The organism is Dendrosporobacter quercicolus (assembly GCF_900104455.1).
GTDB lineage: Bacteria > Bacillota > Negativicutes > DSM-1736 > Dendrosporobacteraceae > Dendrosporobacter > Dendrosporobacter quercicolus.
The window spans coordinates 36,231-54,067 of record NZ_FNHB01000001.1 but is presented as its reverse complement, the minus strand read 5'-3'; the positions used below and the strand labels follow the sequence as shown (position 1 = coordinate 54,067).

General features: G+C 51.7%; 14 protein-coding genes. All 14 read right to left on the bottom strand.

Annotated elements, in window-relative coordinates:
* Positions 1–2 precede the first annotated feature (2 nt).
* The 14 genes from BLR06_RS00250 to pheT all read right to left on the bottom strand — a co-directional run bounded on the left by BLR06_RS00250 (position 3) and on the right by pheT (position 17,821).
* Positions 3–1,133: a tetratricopeptide repeat protein gene (locus BLR06_RS00250; protein WP_092067129.1), complete on the bottom strand. Its 1,131-nt coding sequence runs from the start codon at positions 1,131–1,133 to the stop codon at positions 3–5.
* Between the two features lie 27 nt (positions 1,134–1,160).
* Entirely contained in the window at positions 1,161–3,800 is a 2,640-nt protein-coding gene (locus BLR06_RS00245; protein WP_092067127.1) for an acetate and sugar kinases/Hsc70/actin family protein, read from the bottom strand.
* Positions 3,801–3,847: 47 nt separating this feature from the next.
* On the bottom strand, positions 3,848–5,854 hold the full coding sequence (locus tag BLR06_RS00240) for a PP2C family protein-serine/threonine phosphatase (protein ID WP_245697969.1): 2,007 nt from the start codon (positions 5,852–5,854) through the stop codon (positions 3,848–3,850).
* A 9-nt stretch (positions 5,855–5,863) separates the two neighbouring features.
* Positions 5,864–6,682: a PP2C family protein-serine/threonine phosphatase gene (locus BLR06_RS00235; RefSeq protein ID WP_218039620.1), complete on the bottom strand. Its 819-nt coding sequence runs from the start codon at positions 6,680–6,682 to the stop codon at positions 5,864–5,866.
* Positions 6,679–7,218 carry an FHA domain-containing protein gene (locus BLR06_RS00230; RefSeq protein WP_092067123.1) on the bottom strand — a complete coding sequence of 180 codons (540 nt, stop codon included), beginning with the start codon at positions 7,216–7,218 and terminating at the stop codon, positions 6,679–6,681. Before BLR06_RS00230 ends, BLR06_RS00235 begins: the two co-directional genes overlap by 4 nt.
* A 38-nt stretch (positions 7,219–7,256) precedes the next feature.
* Positions 7,257–7,805: an FHA domain-containing protein gene (locus BLR06_RS00225; RefSeq protein WP_092067121.1), complete on the bottom strand. Its 549-nt coding sequence runs from the start codon at positions 7,803–7,805 to the stop codon at positions 7,257–7,259.
* A gap of 12 nt (positions 7,806–7,817) precedes the next feature.
* Positions 7,818–8,261 carry a J domain-containing protein gene (locus tag BLR06_RS20150; RefSeq protein ID WP_092067119.1) on the bottom strand — a complete coding sequence of 148 codons (444 nt, stop codon included), beginning with the start codon at positions 8,259–8,261 and terminating at the stop codon, positions 7,818–7,820.
* A 71-nt stretch (positions 8,262–8,332) separates the two neighbouring features.
* The gene (locus tag BLR06_RS00215) at positions 8,333–8,758 is read right to left on the bottom strand and encodes a membrane-associated protease 1 (protein WP_092067117.1); all 426 of its coding nucleotides are present in this window, start codon (positions 8,756–8,758) and stop codon (positions 8,333–8,335) included.
* Between the two features lie 250 nt (positions 8,759–9,008).
* On the bottom strand, positions 9,009–9,440 hold the full coding sequence (locus BLR06_RS00210) for a hypothetical protein (protein ID WP_092067115.1): 432 nt from the start codon (positions 9,438–9,440) through the stop codon (positions 9,009–9,011).
* 67 nt (positions 9,441–9,507) lie between these two features.
* The gene (locus BLR06_RS00205) at positions 9,508–10,110 is read right to left on the bottom strand and encodes a L,D-transpeptidase family protein (protein ID WP_092067113.1); all 603 of its coding nucleotides are present in this window, start codon (positions 10,108–10,110) and stop codon (positions 9,508–9,510) included.
* Between the two features lie 317 nt (positions 10,111–10,427).
* Positions 10,428–10,853, bottom strand: a complete 426-nt coding sequence (locus tag BLR06_RS00200; RefSeq protein ID WP_092067111.1) for a hypothetical protein — start codon at positions 10,851–10,853, stop codon at positions 10,428–10,430.
* 101 nt (positions 10,854–10,954) lie between these two features.
* Positions 10,955–13,153, bottom strand: a complete 2,199-nt coding sequence (locus tag BLR06_RS00195) for a transcriptional regulator (protein ID WP_245697968.1) — start codon at positions 13,151–13,153, stop codon at positions 10,955–10,957.
* A 9-nt stretch (positions 13,154–13,162) separates the two neighbouring features.
* Positions 13,163–14,896 carry a vWA domain-containing protein gene (locus BLR06_RS00190; RefSeq protein WP_245697967.1) on the bottom strand — a complete coding sequence of 578 codons (1,734 nt, stop codon included), beginning with the start codon at positions 14,894–14,896 and terminating at the stop codon, positions 13,163–13,165.
* 495 nt (positions 14,897–15,391) lie between these two features.
* Positions 15,392–17,821, bottom strand: coding sequence for a phenylalanine--tRNA ligase subunit beta (gene pheT, locus BLR06_RS00185; protein ID WP_092067105.1), 2,430 nt, complete (start codon positions 17,819–17,821; stop codon positions 15,392–15,394).
* Between the last annotated feature and the right edge of the window lie 16 nt (positions 17,822–17,837).

The following is a 17,837-nucleotide window of genomic DNA, read 5'->3' as shown; positions in this document are numbered from 1 at the left end:
TCCTATCCCCTCTCCAGCCAGTCCGCCTGCCGCTTGGCATCCGCGATGCCGGCCTCGCCCGCCGCGCGGAAAAGCTTGAGCGCCAGTTCCTTGTTTCTCTGCACCACATTGCCGGCCAAATAGGCTTTGCCCAGCATATACTGGGCCAGCGGCTCGTTTTTGGCCGCCGCCGTTTTAAACAGCTCCACCGCTTTTGTTTCGTCCTGCTCCACACCGCGCCCCGTGTAATAGGCCGTTCCTAACAGCGCCTGCGCCGCCGCATTATCCGCTTGGGCGGCCAGTTCCCACCAACCGGCGGCGGCCGTATAGTCCTGCCCAGCGATATTCCCCTGGAACGCATTCGTACCCGCCTGCGTATAAAGATCCGTCAAGGACGTCTTTCCTGATTCTTTTTTCCAGTCGAGGTTTTTGCCAAAGTCCTGTCTGGCATCCGTCCCTCTGCGCTCAATCATTTGAAGAAAGCCTTTCGCCTGCGTATTGCCCTGCTTTGCCGCCGTACGGAAGCGCTCTATAGCCGCAGCTTTGTCCGCCGGCGTATTTTTTCTGTAGCCGTCAATGCCTAAAAGCACGTTGGCTAATGCTGAGCCGTCCTGTTCGGCCCGCAGGTAGCGCCGTTCGGCTTCCGTCCCGTTTTGGGGCATGCCGCCGAAGCCCTCGGCATAGGCCAGTCCCAGATAGGCGGCGGCGTCCGGGTGGCCGCCGATGGCGGCCCTGCGCCACCATTCAACCGCCGCTCTTTCGTCCGGTTCTGCCTGCCGGCCGGTATAATAGGCGATCCCCAGAATATACTGCGCCTGGATGTCGCCGGCTTCGGCCATGGCCGCAACTTGCTCAAACGCCTCCTCGGCTGCCTGGCTGACGGCTTCGGCTTTTTCCTTAGCCGCTTTTTGGGCTGCTTTTTTGTTTGCCGGTTTTTCCTGCGCTGCGCCCGGAATGTCTACCTTGGGCGCTTGGGGCGCCGCCGGCGGCTTGGCTTTGGGTTTCATTTTTCCTGCCGCCTCCGCCGCTGCGCCGGCGACGGCAATTGGCTTTACGTCGTCCCGGCTGATTTTCTCCGCCTGTGCTTTGCCCGGCGCGGCCAGAATGACAGGCATCACCAGGAGCGCCGCAATCCATTGGGTTGTTTTTTTCATCGCCACCGCCTCCTTGCAGATTGGTCGTCACTTCGTCCCGTCGAAAAAGTTCTCCACCCAGGCGTCGCTTTCAAAGCTGAAAAACTGCGAGCGGCCCAGCATCAGGATTTCGCCGTCGCGATAGACCGGCAAAACGAGAAAGCCCCAGCGGCGCGATTCTGTCCAGACAAAGAACTTCACTTCGCGGTCGACAATGCTGTCGACGTCGTCCTGCGGAATATGGACGCCGTACACTTCGCGGATTTTTTCGTAGGCCATCGCGCTGAATTCCCCCAGCGTGCAGGCGTAGGTGAAATTGTAGCGCACTTTTTCGTTCATGTCCTTAAGATAGAGCTTCAGGGTCAGATCGTCCATATTGCGCGAGATATGGCCGCAGTTTTTGCCTTTCTGCAGTCCGTGGATCAGAACAATTTCGCTGCCCGTATGCGTGTAGGCGGTGATGAGATACGGCAGCGCCGGTGTACGGCTCGTGATTCTGACGTCGGCAAAGCCGTATTTTTTATCCTTGAGGTACTTTAATGCACCGTCGATGCACGTCATTTTCAGCTCAAAATCATCGGTAAGATCGCCGGATTTACGTTTGAATTTGATGGTCTTGCCTGGTACAAATTCTTTTAACGCGTCGCGGAAAATATCGATTTTGCAGGACTGGCCGGTGAGCTTGATCAGCGTATACTCATCAAGCTCGTGACTGGCGTACATTCCGTCCATAAACTTGTGAACAACGCCGTAAATATCGGCCCGCAGGATGAGCATGATATCAAAGATGCTGAAATACACTTCGGGGAATTCCTTGACGGTTACGAGTCCTTTTTCCTGCATTGCCGTCAGTTTCCATTGGTCGACAAAGAGCATGGTAGCCGACGGCTCATTTTTTTCATGGCAGGACAGACCGACGCGCAGAGTGCCGACCTTGTTGTAGAATTCTTTTTTGATGCGCTCGGCGGTAGAAAAAAGAAAATAGAAATTATTTTTCACCTTGTAGTAGTCGGTACGGCTGAGTTTTTCCCAGTCGCGGAATTTCGTCGGCAAAAACGCTTCGGCAGCGTCGTAGGCGTTGTCAAATTGTTCGTAAATCTTATGCGGGCCGTATTCGTCTACATACCGGAACACATCGAGATCAAAAGTGTTCAGCAAATCGTTGATGTCCGGAATCTGTCCCTGCCGGTTTTGCGGCGCCAGCGCTTTGAACAGCCTTATTTTCAACAGCTGCATGATGCGGAAGGTCAGGTTGTTGCCGCCAAAGTCGGTATCGCCGTTCTCATAGGCGGTCTCGATATCGATTTTATAGGAAACGCGCTGCGTGCTGACGCGGAAGCTGCAGGAGGATAGATCGGTCGTGCCGCCGCCGCAGTCGATGATGAGCGCTTTGTAGATCGTATTTTCCCTGGCGCTTTTTTGCGCGATCATTTCAGAGATGGTATTATAAAGCACCGCGATGCCCTCATCGAGCATATCTTCCTTTTCCACGGTGTATTCAGGCAGTATTTCGGCGAACAGCGCCTGAAACAGGTATTTCTGCTTGACCGGACTGGAGATGTGCACGGCCCGGATATCGCATTTAAAACGGTTCTTCATTGCCTGGACAATATGGCCAAAATACGCTTTCAAGATGTCCTTGCGTTTGACAAAAGCGCGCCTTCCCTGCTTGTCGATGATTTCCTCGCTTTTTTCGTAATCGCCGATCCAGCGCTTGATGTCGTAGAAAACGCAAAATCCTTCGTCGATATAGCTGGAATTGGCCAGTTTTACGGCATCATAGCCAAACAGGTATTCCGGCTCCGTCCCGCCCTCAATGGTAAGGACGCCGACCACGCTCGGCAGGAGCGTCGTCTCATGATAGCCCTGGGTGGTATCGTAAAAAACGGCGTAATTAACGTCGTTTTCCTGCAGGCCGAGCTGACCCGGCGTTATATCGGCACGCTCGAAATAGAGGCTGTCCAGATAGACGCCGGCCGTAGTGCTCGTGGTGCCAAAATCAATTGCAACCGGCATGGTAAGCGCCACCGGTTTTTTCACCATAAAGTCTAAGAGGGGCACGCGGTAGACGATCAGATGCTGCGGCATGTAGGCGTAGTCACCGCTGTAAATGCGGTGCAGCATCTCAGAATTCGCCTTGTTCATGCACAGTAGGCTGTAGTTCTTGATTTGGGCTTCGCTGCAGGGCAGGCCGGCCGCTTTGGTCAGGTACAGGAAGTCTTTGCCGCCGCCCTTGGCCTCAATGTTCAGGATGCCGCACAGGCAAAAATCGGCGCTGACGATCAGCGCGTTTGTTCCGGCCAGCTTCCCGTGATATTTGATGGTCAGCCTGTCGTAGTAATCAAGGGCCAGTCCTTCGTAGACAACAATTTTAGCGCTGCAGTCCGGCCGGATATCGGTTTCGTAGTGAATCCGGACCCTGGCAATCACGGTTTGCAGAGCTGCATACCCTTCTTCGTCATACGTTTTGATCAAAAGGTTGTCGTCCGCACCGCGATAGCGGAGAATTACGCGAATCAGATCATCCTTGTCCAGCGGGCTTACCACCCCCTGGATAATTTTTTCCCGCCGGCAGATTTCCCGGAGCTGGTGCCCCGTCATCAGTTCCAGATCGCGTTTATAATAACGGTTCTGCGTTTTCTTCGCCGCATTGCCGGCAACCTGCAAGGTATAGCCGTATTTATCCATCAAGTATATCCTCCCTGTGATGGCAGATCGTAAGCTAAGCTATAAAGTTACTGCGGCAGCGCCGCCATAATCGCGGCATCGGCGTCGATCCGGTCAAGGATCGTCCCGATTTCGTCCGCTTTGGCCTGATTGCCCAGCGCCAGATAGAGCTGCCGGGCTTTCAGATAGGTTTGCTTGGCAGCCGTGTATTCTTTCTGTGCGTAGAACTCGCCGGCCCGGGCCGTCACCGCGGCAGCGTTCGCACTTTGCCGGTCAAGCTCCTGCTGCCTGACGGCCACATTTTGCAGTTTTGCGCTGAGGATGGCGCTCTGCGCCGCATCACTCAGCGCGGTGTACCGGGCCAGCGCCGCGTTGTAGCCGGCCGCCGCCCCGGTATAGTCGGCATTGGCGAACGCGGCGTCGCCCTGACCGGCAAGCGCGGCCGCCGCCGTGTAATCAGCCGCGTATTGTTCCGCTTCTTTCTGCGCGGCTGCCGCCGCTTGGCCTCTGGCCTGATCGAGCTTGTCAAGCGCCGCCAGCGCTTCTTTTTTGCCGTCGGCATCATAGTGCGCCGCCGCCAGTGAGCGCGCGGCCAGATATTTTTGTTCGGCCAGTTCAAAATCGCCGAATTGGGAAAGCGTGTCGCCCTGGGTGATCAGATCGCTGATATCGCCGGACAATCTTTGCTGGTCCTTCTTTTCCTGTTCGTTTTTTTGTTTTTCCTTGGCTTCGTACAGTTTGTCGAGCGCGGCCTGTGCCTGAACTTTGCTGCTGGCGGCGTGAATTTGGGCGGCAAAAGCTTTGGCCCGCAGATAGTAGACTTCCGCTTGAGCAAGCTCGCCTTGCTCCATGGCCTTATCGCCCATTTGAATAAAGTCGGCTACGGTCAGATGATCTTCAGTGCCGCCAAGCCGGCGGCTGATGTACGCCTCACCAAGTTTATCGGCGTAACGGGACCGCTCCAGCGCCGTTTGGTAGCCTTGATAGGCATCATCGAAATTCTGATTCTGGTAAGCGTCGTCGGCGGCAATCACGCTTTCGATCAGCCGCAGATAGGCGTTAAGCTGCCGGACTTTTTCCTTGTCCTTGAGGCTTTCCGCCTGCTTCAGAGCCTTTGTCGCCTCTTCCCGGGCGCGGATGTAGTTGTTGTCCTGGATGCAGGCAATCGTGCTGTCTGTCCTTAAATTCATTTCAGCCGCTTTGTCTTGGTGCCGGCTGTACAGAATATAGACGATAATACCAATAATCAGGAGCACAATAAGGACAATAACCGCAATCTTGATCCTTCGTTTACGGCGGCGTTCACGGTTCGGGTCGGTGAAAATCTTGTTGATAAAGATGGCCGCGATCGTGTAGTTGTCCAGGTCCGGCGGCTGCTTCGACAGCAGCATGTCTTCCATGTTGTCAAGCGGCTCCCGGGGATCGTCGGACGTCTCGGCAAAGATATCGTCCAGATCGGCCTCATCGAGGTTTTCCCAGATGCCGCGCGTGTACAACACGGCGATGTCGCCATTGATCAGCTTCAGCTTGCCGGATATATACGGGCGGAATTCTTGTTCCTGGCCGAGATAGCTATAGAGGTTATGCCGCTCTTCGTGCCTTGACAGCACGTTGGGCGTGATTTCGTCTTGTTCAACAAGCTCCTGGCTCAGGGACATATCCTGTGATTTGGTATTGAGCCTGCCGTCGCGATACAGGCGAAAGCGCGTATTGCCGGCGCTGGCAAAGCGCATGGCTTCATAGTCGGTGACAATCATGGTTATAGAGGCCTTGAGCATTTCGCGGCCGCTGATCTCTACTAGATCGCGGTTGGCGTTCTGCAGGCAGGCGCTAAGCGTCCGCCGGGTCAGTGACGGCTGCTGCTGAAAGTGCAGGATGATGCTCTCAACCGCTTTTTGGGCGCTTTCGGACTGCGCCAGATCGGTAATACCGTCGGCGATGACATAGCAGGCATAGTTGTCGAGTTCGACAAAAGCAAAATAATCGTTGTTGGTGAGCGCCGCCCCGGCTTCCGATATAAACGCCGTTTTAAATTCACTGTTCAGCTTTTTCATGAAATCCTCCCGTTTGGACATTGGACGCTGCTAACATCTATAAATGACGATGCTGGCGTTGTCTTTGTTGGGCAGTTTGCTGCGGTTGACGCGTTCGATGATCCGGAGCGCCTGCTGCTGCGCGTCCCGGCCCTGTGCCAATTCCTGCTCGATCTCGCGCCAGCGCAGCGTCTCAAAGACGCCATCGCTGCAAAGAACAACGGCATCCCCGGTGCGCAGCGGCAGAGGCTGACTGAAAAATTCAATGTCTTTAAAGCCTTCGTGGCCGACGAAGTTATACAGGCGCCGCCGGTCCAAAAGCGCGATCGCGCTTTCCTTCGCCAGGCTCCCCTGCAGGTATTTCTGCCGCGCCAGCACGTCCACGGTATGGCCTTCACTGACCGGCACGAGGTCGCCGCCGTGATAGACGGCGATTTTGATATTGCCGGCCAGCGCATAATAGAGGGTATGGTCTGCAATGAGCGCCGCGGCGACACTGGCCGAGCCGCGGCCGTCCTCCACCTTGTTCAAGATGGCGCGATTGGCCGCATGAAAAGCTTTGCGGAAATAATACTGCGGCTTTTCAAACGCCTTGTATTCTTTAAATAAGTCCAAAAACGTCTCTATGGCAATGCGCCCGGCGATCCTGCCGCCGTATTTCCTGCCCATGCCGTCGGCCAGCACCAGCAGGGTTCCCGCATCATTTTCCAGAACGCCGTAATTGTCTTCCTGTACTTCGCGGTCGCCAATGGTCATGCACCGGCCAACCCGGATATCGCGGCCAGGCGTAAGTGTCATCCGCCTGGCGACCAGGACAGCCGCAGCAACGGACAGTACGAGAATCAGGGCGGCCGGTACAGGAGGAATCATGCTTTTGCTCCCGCGGCGGCGCTTTGTGGATCTTTCTTTACATCTTCCCAGTTAAATTGCTCGCCGCAGAACGGAATAAAGAGAAATTTGCTGTCGCCCAGCTCAATGATGTCATAAGTATTTAATACTTTCGGCATATAGACGGCATCGCCCTGATGATAGACAATGCCGTTTGATTCGCCCGGCAGAAGCACCATTTCTTTTTTCTTGGGATCGAAAACAATAATGCCGTGATTGCGGCGCGAAATTTTGTTGTCGCCAAGAATCTGAATGTCCATATCGTCGGCGCGGCCGATAAAGTTTTTGCCTGTTTTGATCTTGTAGTCCTTGCCCTGGCGCGGCCCTGAAATACAAACGATCCAGCCGCAGACAGGCTGCACGTCCTCTAAAAACAGCAGTTCTTCCACATCTACATCGGTTTGGCCGGTTTCTTTTTTTTCTTTGGTCGCCGTCTCGATATTGCAGTACGGGCAGACCGTTCCGTAGCGCCGGGAACTAAACATATGCCCGTTTTGGCAGCGGATTAAATTGCTCATACGATTCCTTCTTTCTCTGATGTTTTATCATGATTGCTTTATCTTGCCAGCAGTTTGGTCAGGCCGACGATGATGACATCCCCCTGCTCCAGCTTGCACGGCTGATCGGCGGCGAGCTTGTATTTCCGTCCGTCGGCTTTTTTTTGCAGCACGATCCCGTTTTTTGAGCCCAGATCTTCGATATACCAGTGGCTGCCGGCGTAGTTTACAACCGCGTGCTCAATGTCGATCATCGAAGCGTAGACGCTTTCATTCAGGTTGATATCCACATGGTTTTCCCTGATGTCCTTGCCGATGACCAGAGCCGTCTTATCGAATATATCCCAGGCAGCAATGGGTTTCTCTTCTTCATTGAGGAGTACCAGCTCTGTGATGGCGCCGCCTCCTGTCAGCGGTGTATTTTCCCGGACGGGTCGCTCTTGGGCGGCGGCCTTCAGGTATAAGGCCAGAAAGGCGATAAAGATGCTGCCGGCGAAAATGGAAATATACAAACCGCCGGGCGTGTCCTCCGTCCCGCCCAGGGCAATTAGGGCGATCAGACCGCTCAGGACCGCGATGGCCAGATCGATGTTTTTTTTCTTATCCATTGCCACACCTCCTCACTTTTTAAAATCGGAAAAAAAGCTTTCGAACACGGCTGTCGTGTCAAGCGGATTTTTCTTTTTTGGGACGTTGAGCTTTTCCTCGCGCGTCACTTTGCCTGTCCGCGGATCGAAACCGAAGTAACGTTCAAAATTACTTTGCATTCCCTGTGCCATATTGGCAATGTCAAAGGCACTGCCGGCCGGCTCTCCGGCAGACTGCCGCCGGGTCCTTTGGGCAGCCGCCGTTTGCTGTGCGGCTGCATCGCAGGACCGGCGCGCCTGTTTATCGCTTAGTATCCGGTAGGCCTCGCCGGCTTCTTTGAATTTTTGCTCCGCCGCCGGATTGTTCCGGTTGACGTCCGGATGGTATTTTTTGGCAAGCTTCCGGTACGCCTTCTTGATTTCCTCTTCACCGGCGTCCTTTGACACTCCCAGTATTGCATAAGGATTCAAATCCATTCTGTCACTTCGCTTTCGTCAGTCGGTTTTAGAAAAGGCGTGTCCGGCCGGGACACGCCTTTTCACTTGTACTAGGCAGGGTATCCGCCTTCTACGGTAGCATTGGCGAATTTGTCCTTCTTCTGCCGGAGCGCCAGCGTAAAGGTGCCTGTGCCGTCCACATCGCCGTATTTTTCCTGATAATCGACAACAAACGCGTTGGGAAAGTGGTATTTCCGCTCAATTACGCCTGCCGCGGTCAATTCAATGGTGACCTTGCGGTAGCAGTCGGCCTTCTCCGCCGGTACGACCGACCACAAGGCCATTTTGCGTGTGCTGTCATCCGGATCGCCGTCGGTGGCGGCAAGAATCTTGCCGGTGATGACCAGGCCGGTGCCTACGTCCTTGGTGCGCGCATTGGAGTCGAGCGGAATTTCCGTCGTGAATCTTACGCTTTTGGTGCATTCCGGCGGAATGTCGAACGGTTCCTGTCCCTCGATTTTAATTCTAAACGCCATAATAGTTCAGCCTCCTTAAACTTAACTCTCAGTTATTTACAGTAATTTTGGGTTCCTGCTTCCTTCAGGAATCAAAGCCTAATTTTCCCCATATAATCTCATGAAAGGCTTTGGGATCTTGGTCATTCCGTTCCGCCATATGATAGTCATGAACCATGTTGAGATGAAAATAGTTTGAGGGCGGCCAGATACGCCCCGCGGCGCGTCGTTGACGACGGCAAAGCTTTGGGTTATCCTCCGCCGCTTTCGCTTATTCCGCCCCAAAGCCTCCGTCGAGCTTGACTGCGGCATTCTGGTCTTTTTTCTGCTTCAGGTGAAGATAGAAGGTGCCGACGCCGGTTTCATCGTCAAGATCTTCCGTGTACTCCATCACGAAGGCGTCCGGCAGCGTGTACTGCCGCACCATCTGGCTGGCGGCGACAATATCCAGTTGAGCGCTTCTGTAGCAGTCCGCCTTTTCGCTTGGTACCTGCGACCATTTCGCCGCATTCAGCGTGGCGTCATTTTCTTTCCCCCCGAGAGAGTAGAGCATTTTACCCCACACCTTGATGCTGAGCGCCACATCGGTCGCTCTAGCATTGGAGTCGTTTGGCGAGTCGGAGAAAAACTCCGCCCTGAGGATCGCTCTTTCGTCAAATGCAATCTCCTCCGGTCCGCCAGTTACCTTTAACCTGAAACCCATACGAATTCCTCCATTTCATTTTTATATAAAAACTCTGCCAGGCAATCTGGCTCAAGTTTTTTCGCAACTAAGGAAATATTTCCACAGGCGTTCCAATTTTTAAATACTCTTTAAGCGTGAGTATATCGGCATCACTAACGGCAATACATCCCTGTGTCCAGTCCCACCAAGTTCCACCGCCGTGAATCCCCACTTCACCACCTAACGGTGTCTTCCATAAAGGGATGTTGCCTGATTTAGCAGCCATCGCAATCTGTTTATATTCTTCTTGCGAAATCAACTCTTGTTTTAGCCCACGTTCAGCATCTTCGGCATTAGGATAATTAAGACCATAAAAATATACATACGGCGTTTGCTTATTAATATAACAGATAACAAATTTACCCTCCGGAGTTTTTCCATCGCCCTCACTCTCTTTATCATTAACTGGAGCAAAACCCAAAGCGATTTTAAAAATACCGATAACTTCTCCATTCGCATACAAAAACAGCTTACGTTCAGATTTATATATTTTTACAGCAATGTCTTGTGATTGTACTGCCGCTTCATGCAGTAAACCAGGAAACTTATCGGTATGTAACTGAAACGGCGGAAAGCCTCGCCATATTGCAAATGCCACTATAAAAAAAACGATTAAGCTTCCAATTATCACCATTGTATTTTTTCTCACAACTAATTTTCCTCATTAAAAATTTCAGCTTTGTATCCACCTAAAAAATTTTTTACACCGCCAAATTTATGTATGTACTTATCTTTAGAACCGACTTTGCCAGTAGTTGCTTTATATTTTTAATACTTGTTTTCCACCTTCATCATAGCAAGTCAACATTCCCTGATTTAAATACATAAATCTCTGTGCCATTTTTATAATTATCCTTTCATACAGCACGGTCAAACGAGGTATAGTAGACTTTAACAGCAATTTGAAGCTCTTATATTGCCCGAAATAATTATTGTAATTAGCAAGCGCGATTGTGAGATTGAATACTATAGGCTCAGATCGCTTTCCACTGTTACAGCGTCAATAACATCTACTTTTTGGCGTATCACAACAGTAAAAATCCCCACACCCGCCTGACTGTTATATATTTCGTTATAATCTATTACAAATGCTTTATCTAGTATAATGGTACGAAACTTTGTATTTGACACACCCTCGATTTGTACGGTTACCTTGCGATATGCTTCTTTTTTCTCAGCCGGAACTTGAGCCCATTTAAACAACTCGACTGTTGGACTGTTCGCACCACCACGGTCAGCATGAAGTTTTCCTGAAATAACAAGCGTCATAGCAGCATCGGTAGATTTTGCCCGGGAATCTCTGGGTGTTGATAGTGATGCCTGCACACCATCAATGATTTTGCCATCATAGTTCAATGTCTCCTGCCCTTCTATCGTTAGACTAAAACCCATAGTAAACTCCTCCACTTTTGTGTAATATTATGGATTAAATTACCGGCGCAAATCTATATACCAAATGCGTATGTAACACTCGCGCCGGCATAATGGGGTGTTTACGCGCTTCGGCCCGCCGACGTCAGGCGGTTGATCTCGATTTCGAGGTTCTTGACATTGCCGTTGAAAGTGATATCCAGCGTGCAGATGCCGTTGGCCTCGTCAATAACATAGCTGATGTCGTCTCCCTCGCTGATGATGGAGTTGACCTGATCGCGTTTGCCGGCCCACAGGCTTTTCTGGCTCTGCGGATTGTTGGAGAAGAACTTGATGATGTTGTCCTGCTTGAAGTCGCCGGTCGCGTGACGCAGCACGCGTTCGATATAGGTCGTGACCTGCGTCTTGTAGATGGGCTCATACACGCCAAGCTCGGTGTCATAAAGAAGGTTGCGCGCCTTATAGACCATGATGTCCGTAATGTTCAGCCCGTTAAAGGCGGCGTTTTCCGAAGAGAAGACAAAGCCGAAATTTTTGCGGTTAATGTCATCCTTAATGCTATTGGTAAAGCCGGTGATTTCTTTGGCCAGCGAAGTCCGCACCCGCAGCGGGTGATCGCCTGCCTCCAGGTCGAAGCGCACGCCGGGCAGTTCGGTATCAACGTTGCGCTTAAAGATTTTTTTCAGGTATTCCGGGCATTGCGTGGCCGCGCACAGACCGGCCGCAACGAACGCCGCGCCAATATAGACGCCGTCGATCCACAGCTTCATAATGTCTTCCTTGGCGTTGGACAGCTCCGCCATGTTGGCGTCGTTTAAAACCATTTTTTTGTCGAGGATAACCCCGGATTTGTCCTTTGGCACAATAGTGAAGTTTGGAATGCAGGGAATGCCAAATTCGCTGTAGGGTTTGCCGGTCAGGCTGGCGCAACGCTCAACGAATTTTTCAATCCCTTCCGTGGCCATGTAATTAAAGGTTGTCTTATCGCCGGTCTCGTAGCTGAAGAAGCATTGCACCCGGTAGTCTTTCATCACATCAAGAATGCGGGCCAGCGATTCGACGCTGTTGACATTGGGGTTTTCAACAATTTTATTGCCTTTGAACCGTTCGCGTGACAGCTTCATCTTGGAGTTTTGATCAAGCGAAACGGACGGAAAGATCGCGTACCAGACCGTATTGTTGAAATCGTTCTTGGCATTGACCGTGTTGAGGAAGGTGATCAGGCGCGGGATATTAGAGGATTTAACCAGCATCTCGTTGCCGGCGTTGGTGATGAGCAGCGACGGTCGCATGCCTTTGAGCTTAGCCGGATATTGTTCGAAAAACAGCCGGACGCCCAGCACCTTTTCAATCAACGGTTTGACGGTTTTGATAAAATCGTCTTTGGCTGTTTTATAAAATTCCAGATAGGAGTTGTAATTGACAATTTCTTTTTCGGTATCGACGGTCGATACCATCGTGGACGGCAGCGGGCAGAACGTCCGGGCAACAAGCGCTTTGACGTAGACGCTGGGACTATCGGCATTCAGCGCTTCGTAATCCTCCTCAATCGCTGTGATCAGACCACGGTTGATCTGGTCGTCCAGCGTGGCCAGAGCCTTGGTTTCCGGCTTGGGCGCTTCGAGAATTTTCAATTCCCCCTCTTCGCCCATCGACAGAACGCCCAGGGTAAGCGGCGTGTCGTTCTTGCCGTCACCGCCCGCCCCCAGCAGCAGCCGCGTCTTGATGTCTTCGATTGCCAGCGGCAGCATGGCCATGACGTTATTGTAGTTCATGCTGGCTTCTTCAAACATAACGTTCAGCTTATCGCCCACATCAAGTTTTTTCGGGTCGCCTTCCTCCAAAAGCGCGTACTCGGAATAAAGGTAGCGCATTTCCTTTCTGAGCTGACGGATGTCTTCCATGACCTTGGCCGGTGAAATCAAATTGGTGAGCTTTTCAAATTTAAAATCGACATTTAAGAGCCCCTGGGAACGCTTGGTTTCCACCAGCGTCAGCAGCATCTTGAGAAAATCGTTGTGCATGTTGAGATGGATTTCCGTCAACAGTTCGTCCGGGATGTTTTCCGGTTTTTTCAGCGTGTACATGACGCGCTGATTGCTGGCGTTGTAGAAGGAATAAACGACAGGATCAAATTTTTCCAGAAATTCGTCAAAGCTTCTGACCTGAAGATGCTCGTTGATCTCTTTGATCTTCTCATCGTTAAGGCTGTCCATTCCTTTTACGTCACCCACCATGGTAAGCAGGTCAAGCTTCTCGGGATTGATCTCTTCTAACAGCAGAGTCCGGTTTGTTTGCGTAATAATGGCCAATTCTGTCACTCCTTTGCATTAGTGCCGTTCAGACGGCTTGACATTTTTGTATTCTAAAATCAGCTCGCTGCGCTCGTCCTCAAAGGTAATATGAATTCTTTCGTGTAAATAGACGAGACAGCTGTGATCCTTCACCAACAGATCCCGGTTTTTCAAAACCGTACAGTCCGACTTGTTCGTAAGCACCAGCGCTTTGTTTGCGCCTGGACTGAAAAGGATTTTATATGCGCCGGCCAGGAAAAAGGGGAGGCCGCAGTTTTCCAGAATCGCCCCCAGACTGATTTCTTCCTTCCGGAAGTGACGGTATAAATTGTATTCCATTGGGGCGACATCGCTGTCGTCCGGCGTCTTAGTGACATAGATTTTAAGTTTGCCGGCATATTCGTAGCAGCTTGCGGGCGGCGGCGGAGCTGCCGGTTCCGGGGTTCGCCTTCTCCACCAGACCAACGCGGCGATTGCCATGACAAGGGCCGCAATGACCGCAAGCATCTTCCCATATCCTGCCGGCTGTGTGATCTCAACATAGGTCTTATCCGGCGCGATAAGGTTGATGCCAAGATCTTCGTAGCGTACTTTCACCGCCACGCTGCGGGCGCTGTCGGCCGGCAGTAAAAAACGGACCGCTCCTTTTTCCACCATTGCCGCAATCTCCTGGCCGTCCGCCGTCACCTGAACCGGTTTGCCTTCAAAATAAGGGTCCTGCAAAAGCTGCAGTCCGGGATTGGCAGTGCTGACGGGAATCAACCGCACCTCGGCCAGCTTTTTTCCCGGCTGTCCAGGGCCTGTATACTTCACTTCCGCCTGAACCGACGCCGTCATCATATCCAAAATCAGGTTGGCCTGTATATAACGGTCTCCCACGGCTCCAAAACGGATTTCAACCGCCTCGCTTTGCGGCCGCCGCAGCAGGACGGCGGCAAAGCGTTTGCCGTTTAAGACCTCACCGCTGTGGGCGGTGTAGCCGGCGCCGATATTGCCTAACGGCCCGGTTGAAGTGAGGAGAATTTTCGCTTCATTGATGGAGTCGCTGTGCGCAAGCGGCAAGCGCACATTCAGCGTATCGGTTTGCAGATCGCCGCTGCTGACGGCTATTTTGGCAATGCCGAATACCTCATATAGAATCTTTTTGGCGACGCCACTTAACTGCGCGGCGTCGTCAACCTGAAACACCATGCCCTGCCGGTTGGCAACAGTGTAAATATTGGCCTGCGGCACATTGCCCGGATCGCCGATCACAACAGGCAAAACGCGGATGCCGCGCTGAGCCGCCGCCTGCATCGCCCGGTTGAACTGCTCCCCGGAGACTTGCGTCGCGGCCGGATTATCCAGCATGATTTCGCCGTCGGACAGCAATATCACCGTTTTATCCGCCGTACTATCCTGAAATAGGCCCAATGCCCTTTCCAGTCCCGCCCCGGCGTTCGTATAGCCGCTATAGTTCACCTGACGCAATGCAGCACTCACTTGCTCACGCCCGGCATCCACCGGTTTTACTGCCTGCACATCGCTGCCATAGGTAACAAGACCTACCATATAATTTGACGGCAGCGTATATAGAATTTCTTCCAGACAATCCGGCGCAAGTTTTTCCGCGTCCGTCGTATTCATGGAATAGCTGACATCGAGAAGAAAAACAATTTCGTGCTTTTTTACCGCCTCCGCCGCCGTAACACTGTGGAAGGCACTCCAAAAAGAAATGAACAGTGCGAACAACCAAAAGAAGAAAAACGCCGGATTCTTTTTAAAGCCCATTCGTATCAATCCCGCTTTTCCACCACCTTCTTTAAAAAAAGTTTTCGAAGTTCCAATTGCTACGTAAAGACCGCCGGTTTTTATCGAATGATCGCCTATTGTTCTTCCCCGGCATTGTAAGAGAGTTTCGGATTGCTTACAACCAGTTCCTTGTAAGGTATATATTGAATATCGTTTCTTTTCTCACCAAAAATCATAGAACTTTTCTCCTGTTTTTACCAGTCTTAAGTCCCGCATTTTTACAATTTTTATAAATTTACCCTTTTCACTCTCAATTTCATCATAATTCGACAATTTACAAATAAGTCAACCGAAATGCGAGAAGTGCAAAATAGCAAGAGATAAAAAAAGACTGCACTTTTCCGCCCGGAAAAACACAGTCTTTTATATACAGGATCTTACTCTTTCTCACTATGACAAGATAGCGTCGATCATTCGATGCTATTGTTGGGCCCACAGGAAGTTTGTAGATGCGCTGCCCAGGACTTGGGGTGGTTAACTGCGCAGTTTAGCCTGCAGTGTTTTTTCCAGATGGGCCACGATATTTTGATAATGCGCATCAACTTCCGCATCAGTCAGCGTACGCTCCTGGGACTGGAAGGTTAACGAAAATGCCAAACTCTTCATCCCGGCCGGAACTTGCTCTCCGGTATAAACGTCAAACAGGCGGACATTGGTCAACAAAGCCCCGGCGCTGCTTTTAATGGCTGTATCTACCTGCTTTGCCGTGATGTCTTCCGCTAAAACAAGGGCTAAATCACGGGCCATTGCGGGATATTTGGGCAAAACCTCATATTGGTTGAGCAATACGGCATGTTTAGCCAGCAGCCCGGCATTAAATTCAAACAGAAATACCTTACGTTTTAAATTAAACGCGGCCGCAACCGCCGGGTGTACTTCACCAATACTGCCTAATACATCATCCTGAATGCTGAAAACAGCAGTTTTGCCGGGATGCAGAGCATAATGCTCGCCTGCGGCAACCTGCGCCGCTTTGATTCCCAGTCCCTGGAGCAGTGTCTCGGCCACGCCTTTGACATCATAAAAATCGACGTTATCCCGGCCGTTATTCCAGGCCAATTCATTACGCCTGCCAGACAAAGCGCCGCATAACATCTGCGGTTCATCCGGCAGTTCGGTCAGCGGCAGCTTACGCGGCAGATAAACCGGTCCAAGCTCATAAATTTTGATATCCTCGTTTTTTCGGGCTAGATTGCGGGCAACCGTTTCTAAAACGCCCCCGGTTAAGGTTGTCCGCAGCAGGGGAAAATCGTCGGTAATCGGATTTAAGATTGGCACAGCCGTACGCAGACTGCTGTCTGCAGGCAGATTAAGCTGATCAAAAACAGCCGGATGAGTAAAGCTAAACGAAATAATCTCATCAAGTCCGGCGCCGGCCAAAATGGTTTTTATTTTATCGCCGATGGTCTGTTCGTAGCTTTGCCCGCCGCTCATCATATTGCCGCCGGGCGTAGTGGACGGAATATGGTTAAACCCGTAAATACGGGCTACTTCTTCGGCAATATCGGCCGGGCAGCTCACATCAGCACGCCAGGTAGGTACAGTCGCCGTAAATTTCTCCTTAGTCGTTTCCACTTCAAACTCCAGCCGGCGCAAAATGTCAGCCATAGTCGCAGCCGGCACGTTCGTGCCTAAATGCCGGTTAATTTGGGCAGGAGTGAAGGTAACCTGACGCGGCAGACAAAAATCAGGATATACATCCACAATGCCCTGGCATACCTGGCAGGCCCCCATTTCTTCCAATAAGCCGGCTGCCCGGTCAAGCGCCCGGATAACATTGGCCGTATCCACCCCCCGCTCAAAACGGCCGGAGGCTTCCGACCGCAGGCCCAGCGCCTTTGCGGTTCGCCTGATGCTGACATTATTAAAGGCCGCCGCTTCTAACAGAACCGTCTGCGTATTGGCGGTAACCTCAGTGGCCAGCCCGCCCATTACACCGGCAATGCCAACAGCCTGCACAGCATCGGCAATGACTAGCATATCGGGCGACAATTCCCGCTTCACTCCGTCTAAAGTAGTCATTCGTTCACCCGGCTGCGCTTTGCGCACAACGATGGTGTGACGGGCCAATAAATGATAATCATAGGCATGCATAGGCTGTCCTAATTCCAGCATGACAAAGTTGGTTACATCCACAACATTGTTAATTGAACGCATTCCCGCCGCCTGAATTCGCTGTTTAAGCCATTCCGGCGACGGACCTACCTTGACATTTCTCAGTACCCTGCCGGCAAAACGCGAACATAAATCAGGATCTTTGATTTCCACCCGCACAAGTCCGGCCGTTTTTTCATCGCCCGTTTCCTTAAGACTAAGCATCGGTTTTTTCAACTGGCCGCCGGTTAACACTGCAATTTCCCGGGCCAGTCCCAGTACACTGAAACAGTCGGCGCGATTGGCCGTCAGTTCAAATTCCAATACAACATCATCCAGGCCCAGCACTTGTTTAATATCCCGGCCCACGGCAGTCGCATGATCCAGGATGAGAATTCCGGATTTTTCTTCAGCCGACAACATCTTGGGATCAAGGTTTAATTCAGTCGCCGAGCATAACATCCCACTGGACATAACGCCGCGCAATTTACTCTCCTTAATCTTCAGACCGCTGGGCAGCTGCGCGCCTGCCAGCGCCACCGGCACAATCTGGCCCTCTGCAACATTGGAAGCCCCGGTAACAATGGTTAAAACCTCAGCGCCCACATCCACCTTACAGATCTGTAATTTATCCGCATTAGGATGTTTCTCTATTTTAACAAGCTTGCCTGTAACAACCATGTCAATGTCCTTACCTAAATAGGCAATACCTTCTACCGGCACGCCGGCCATTGTCAGCATTTCCCCAAGCTCTTCAGGCTGCTGGGTGAAATCAACATAATCTTTAAGCCATTTTACAGATGCCCGCATAGTCATCCCCCCTGAT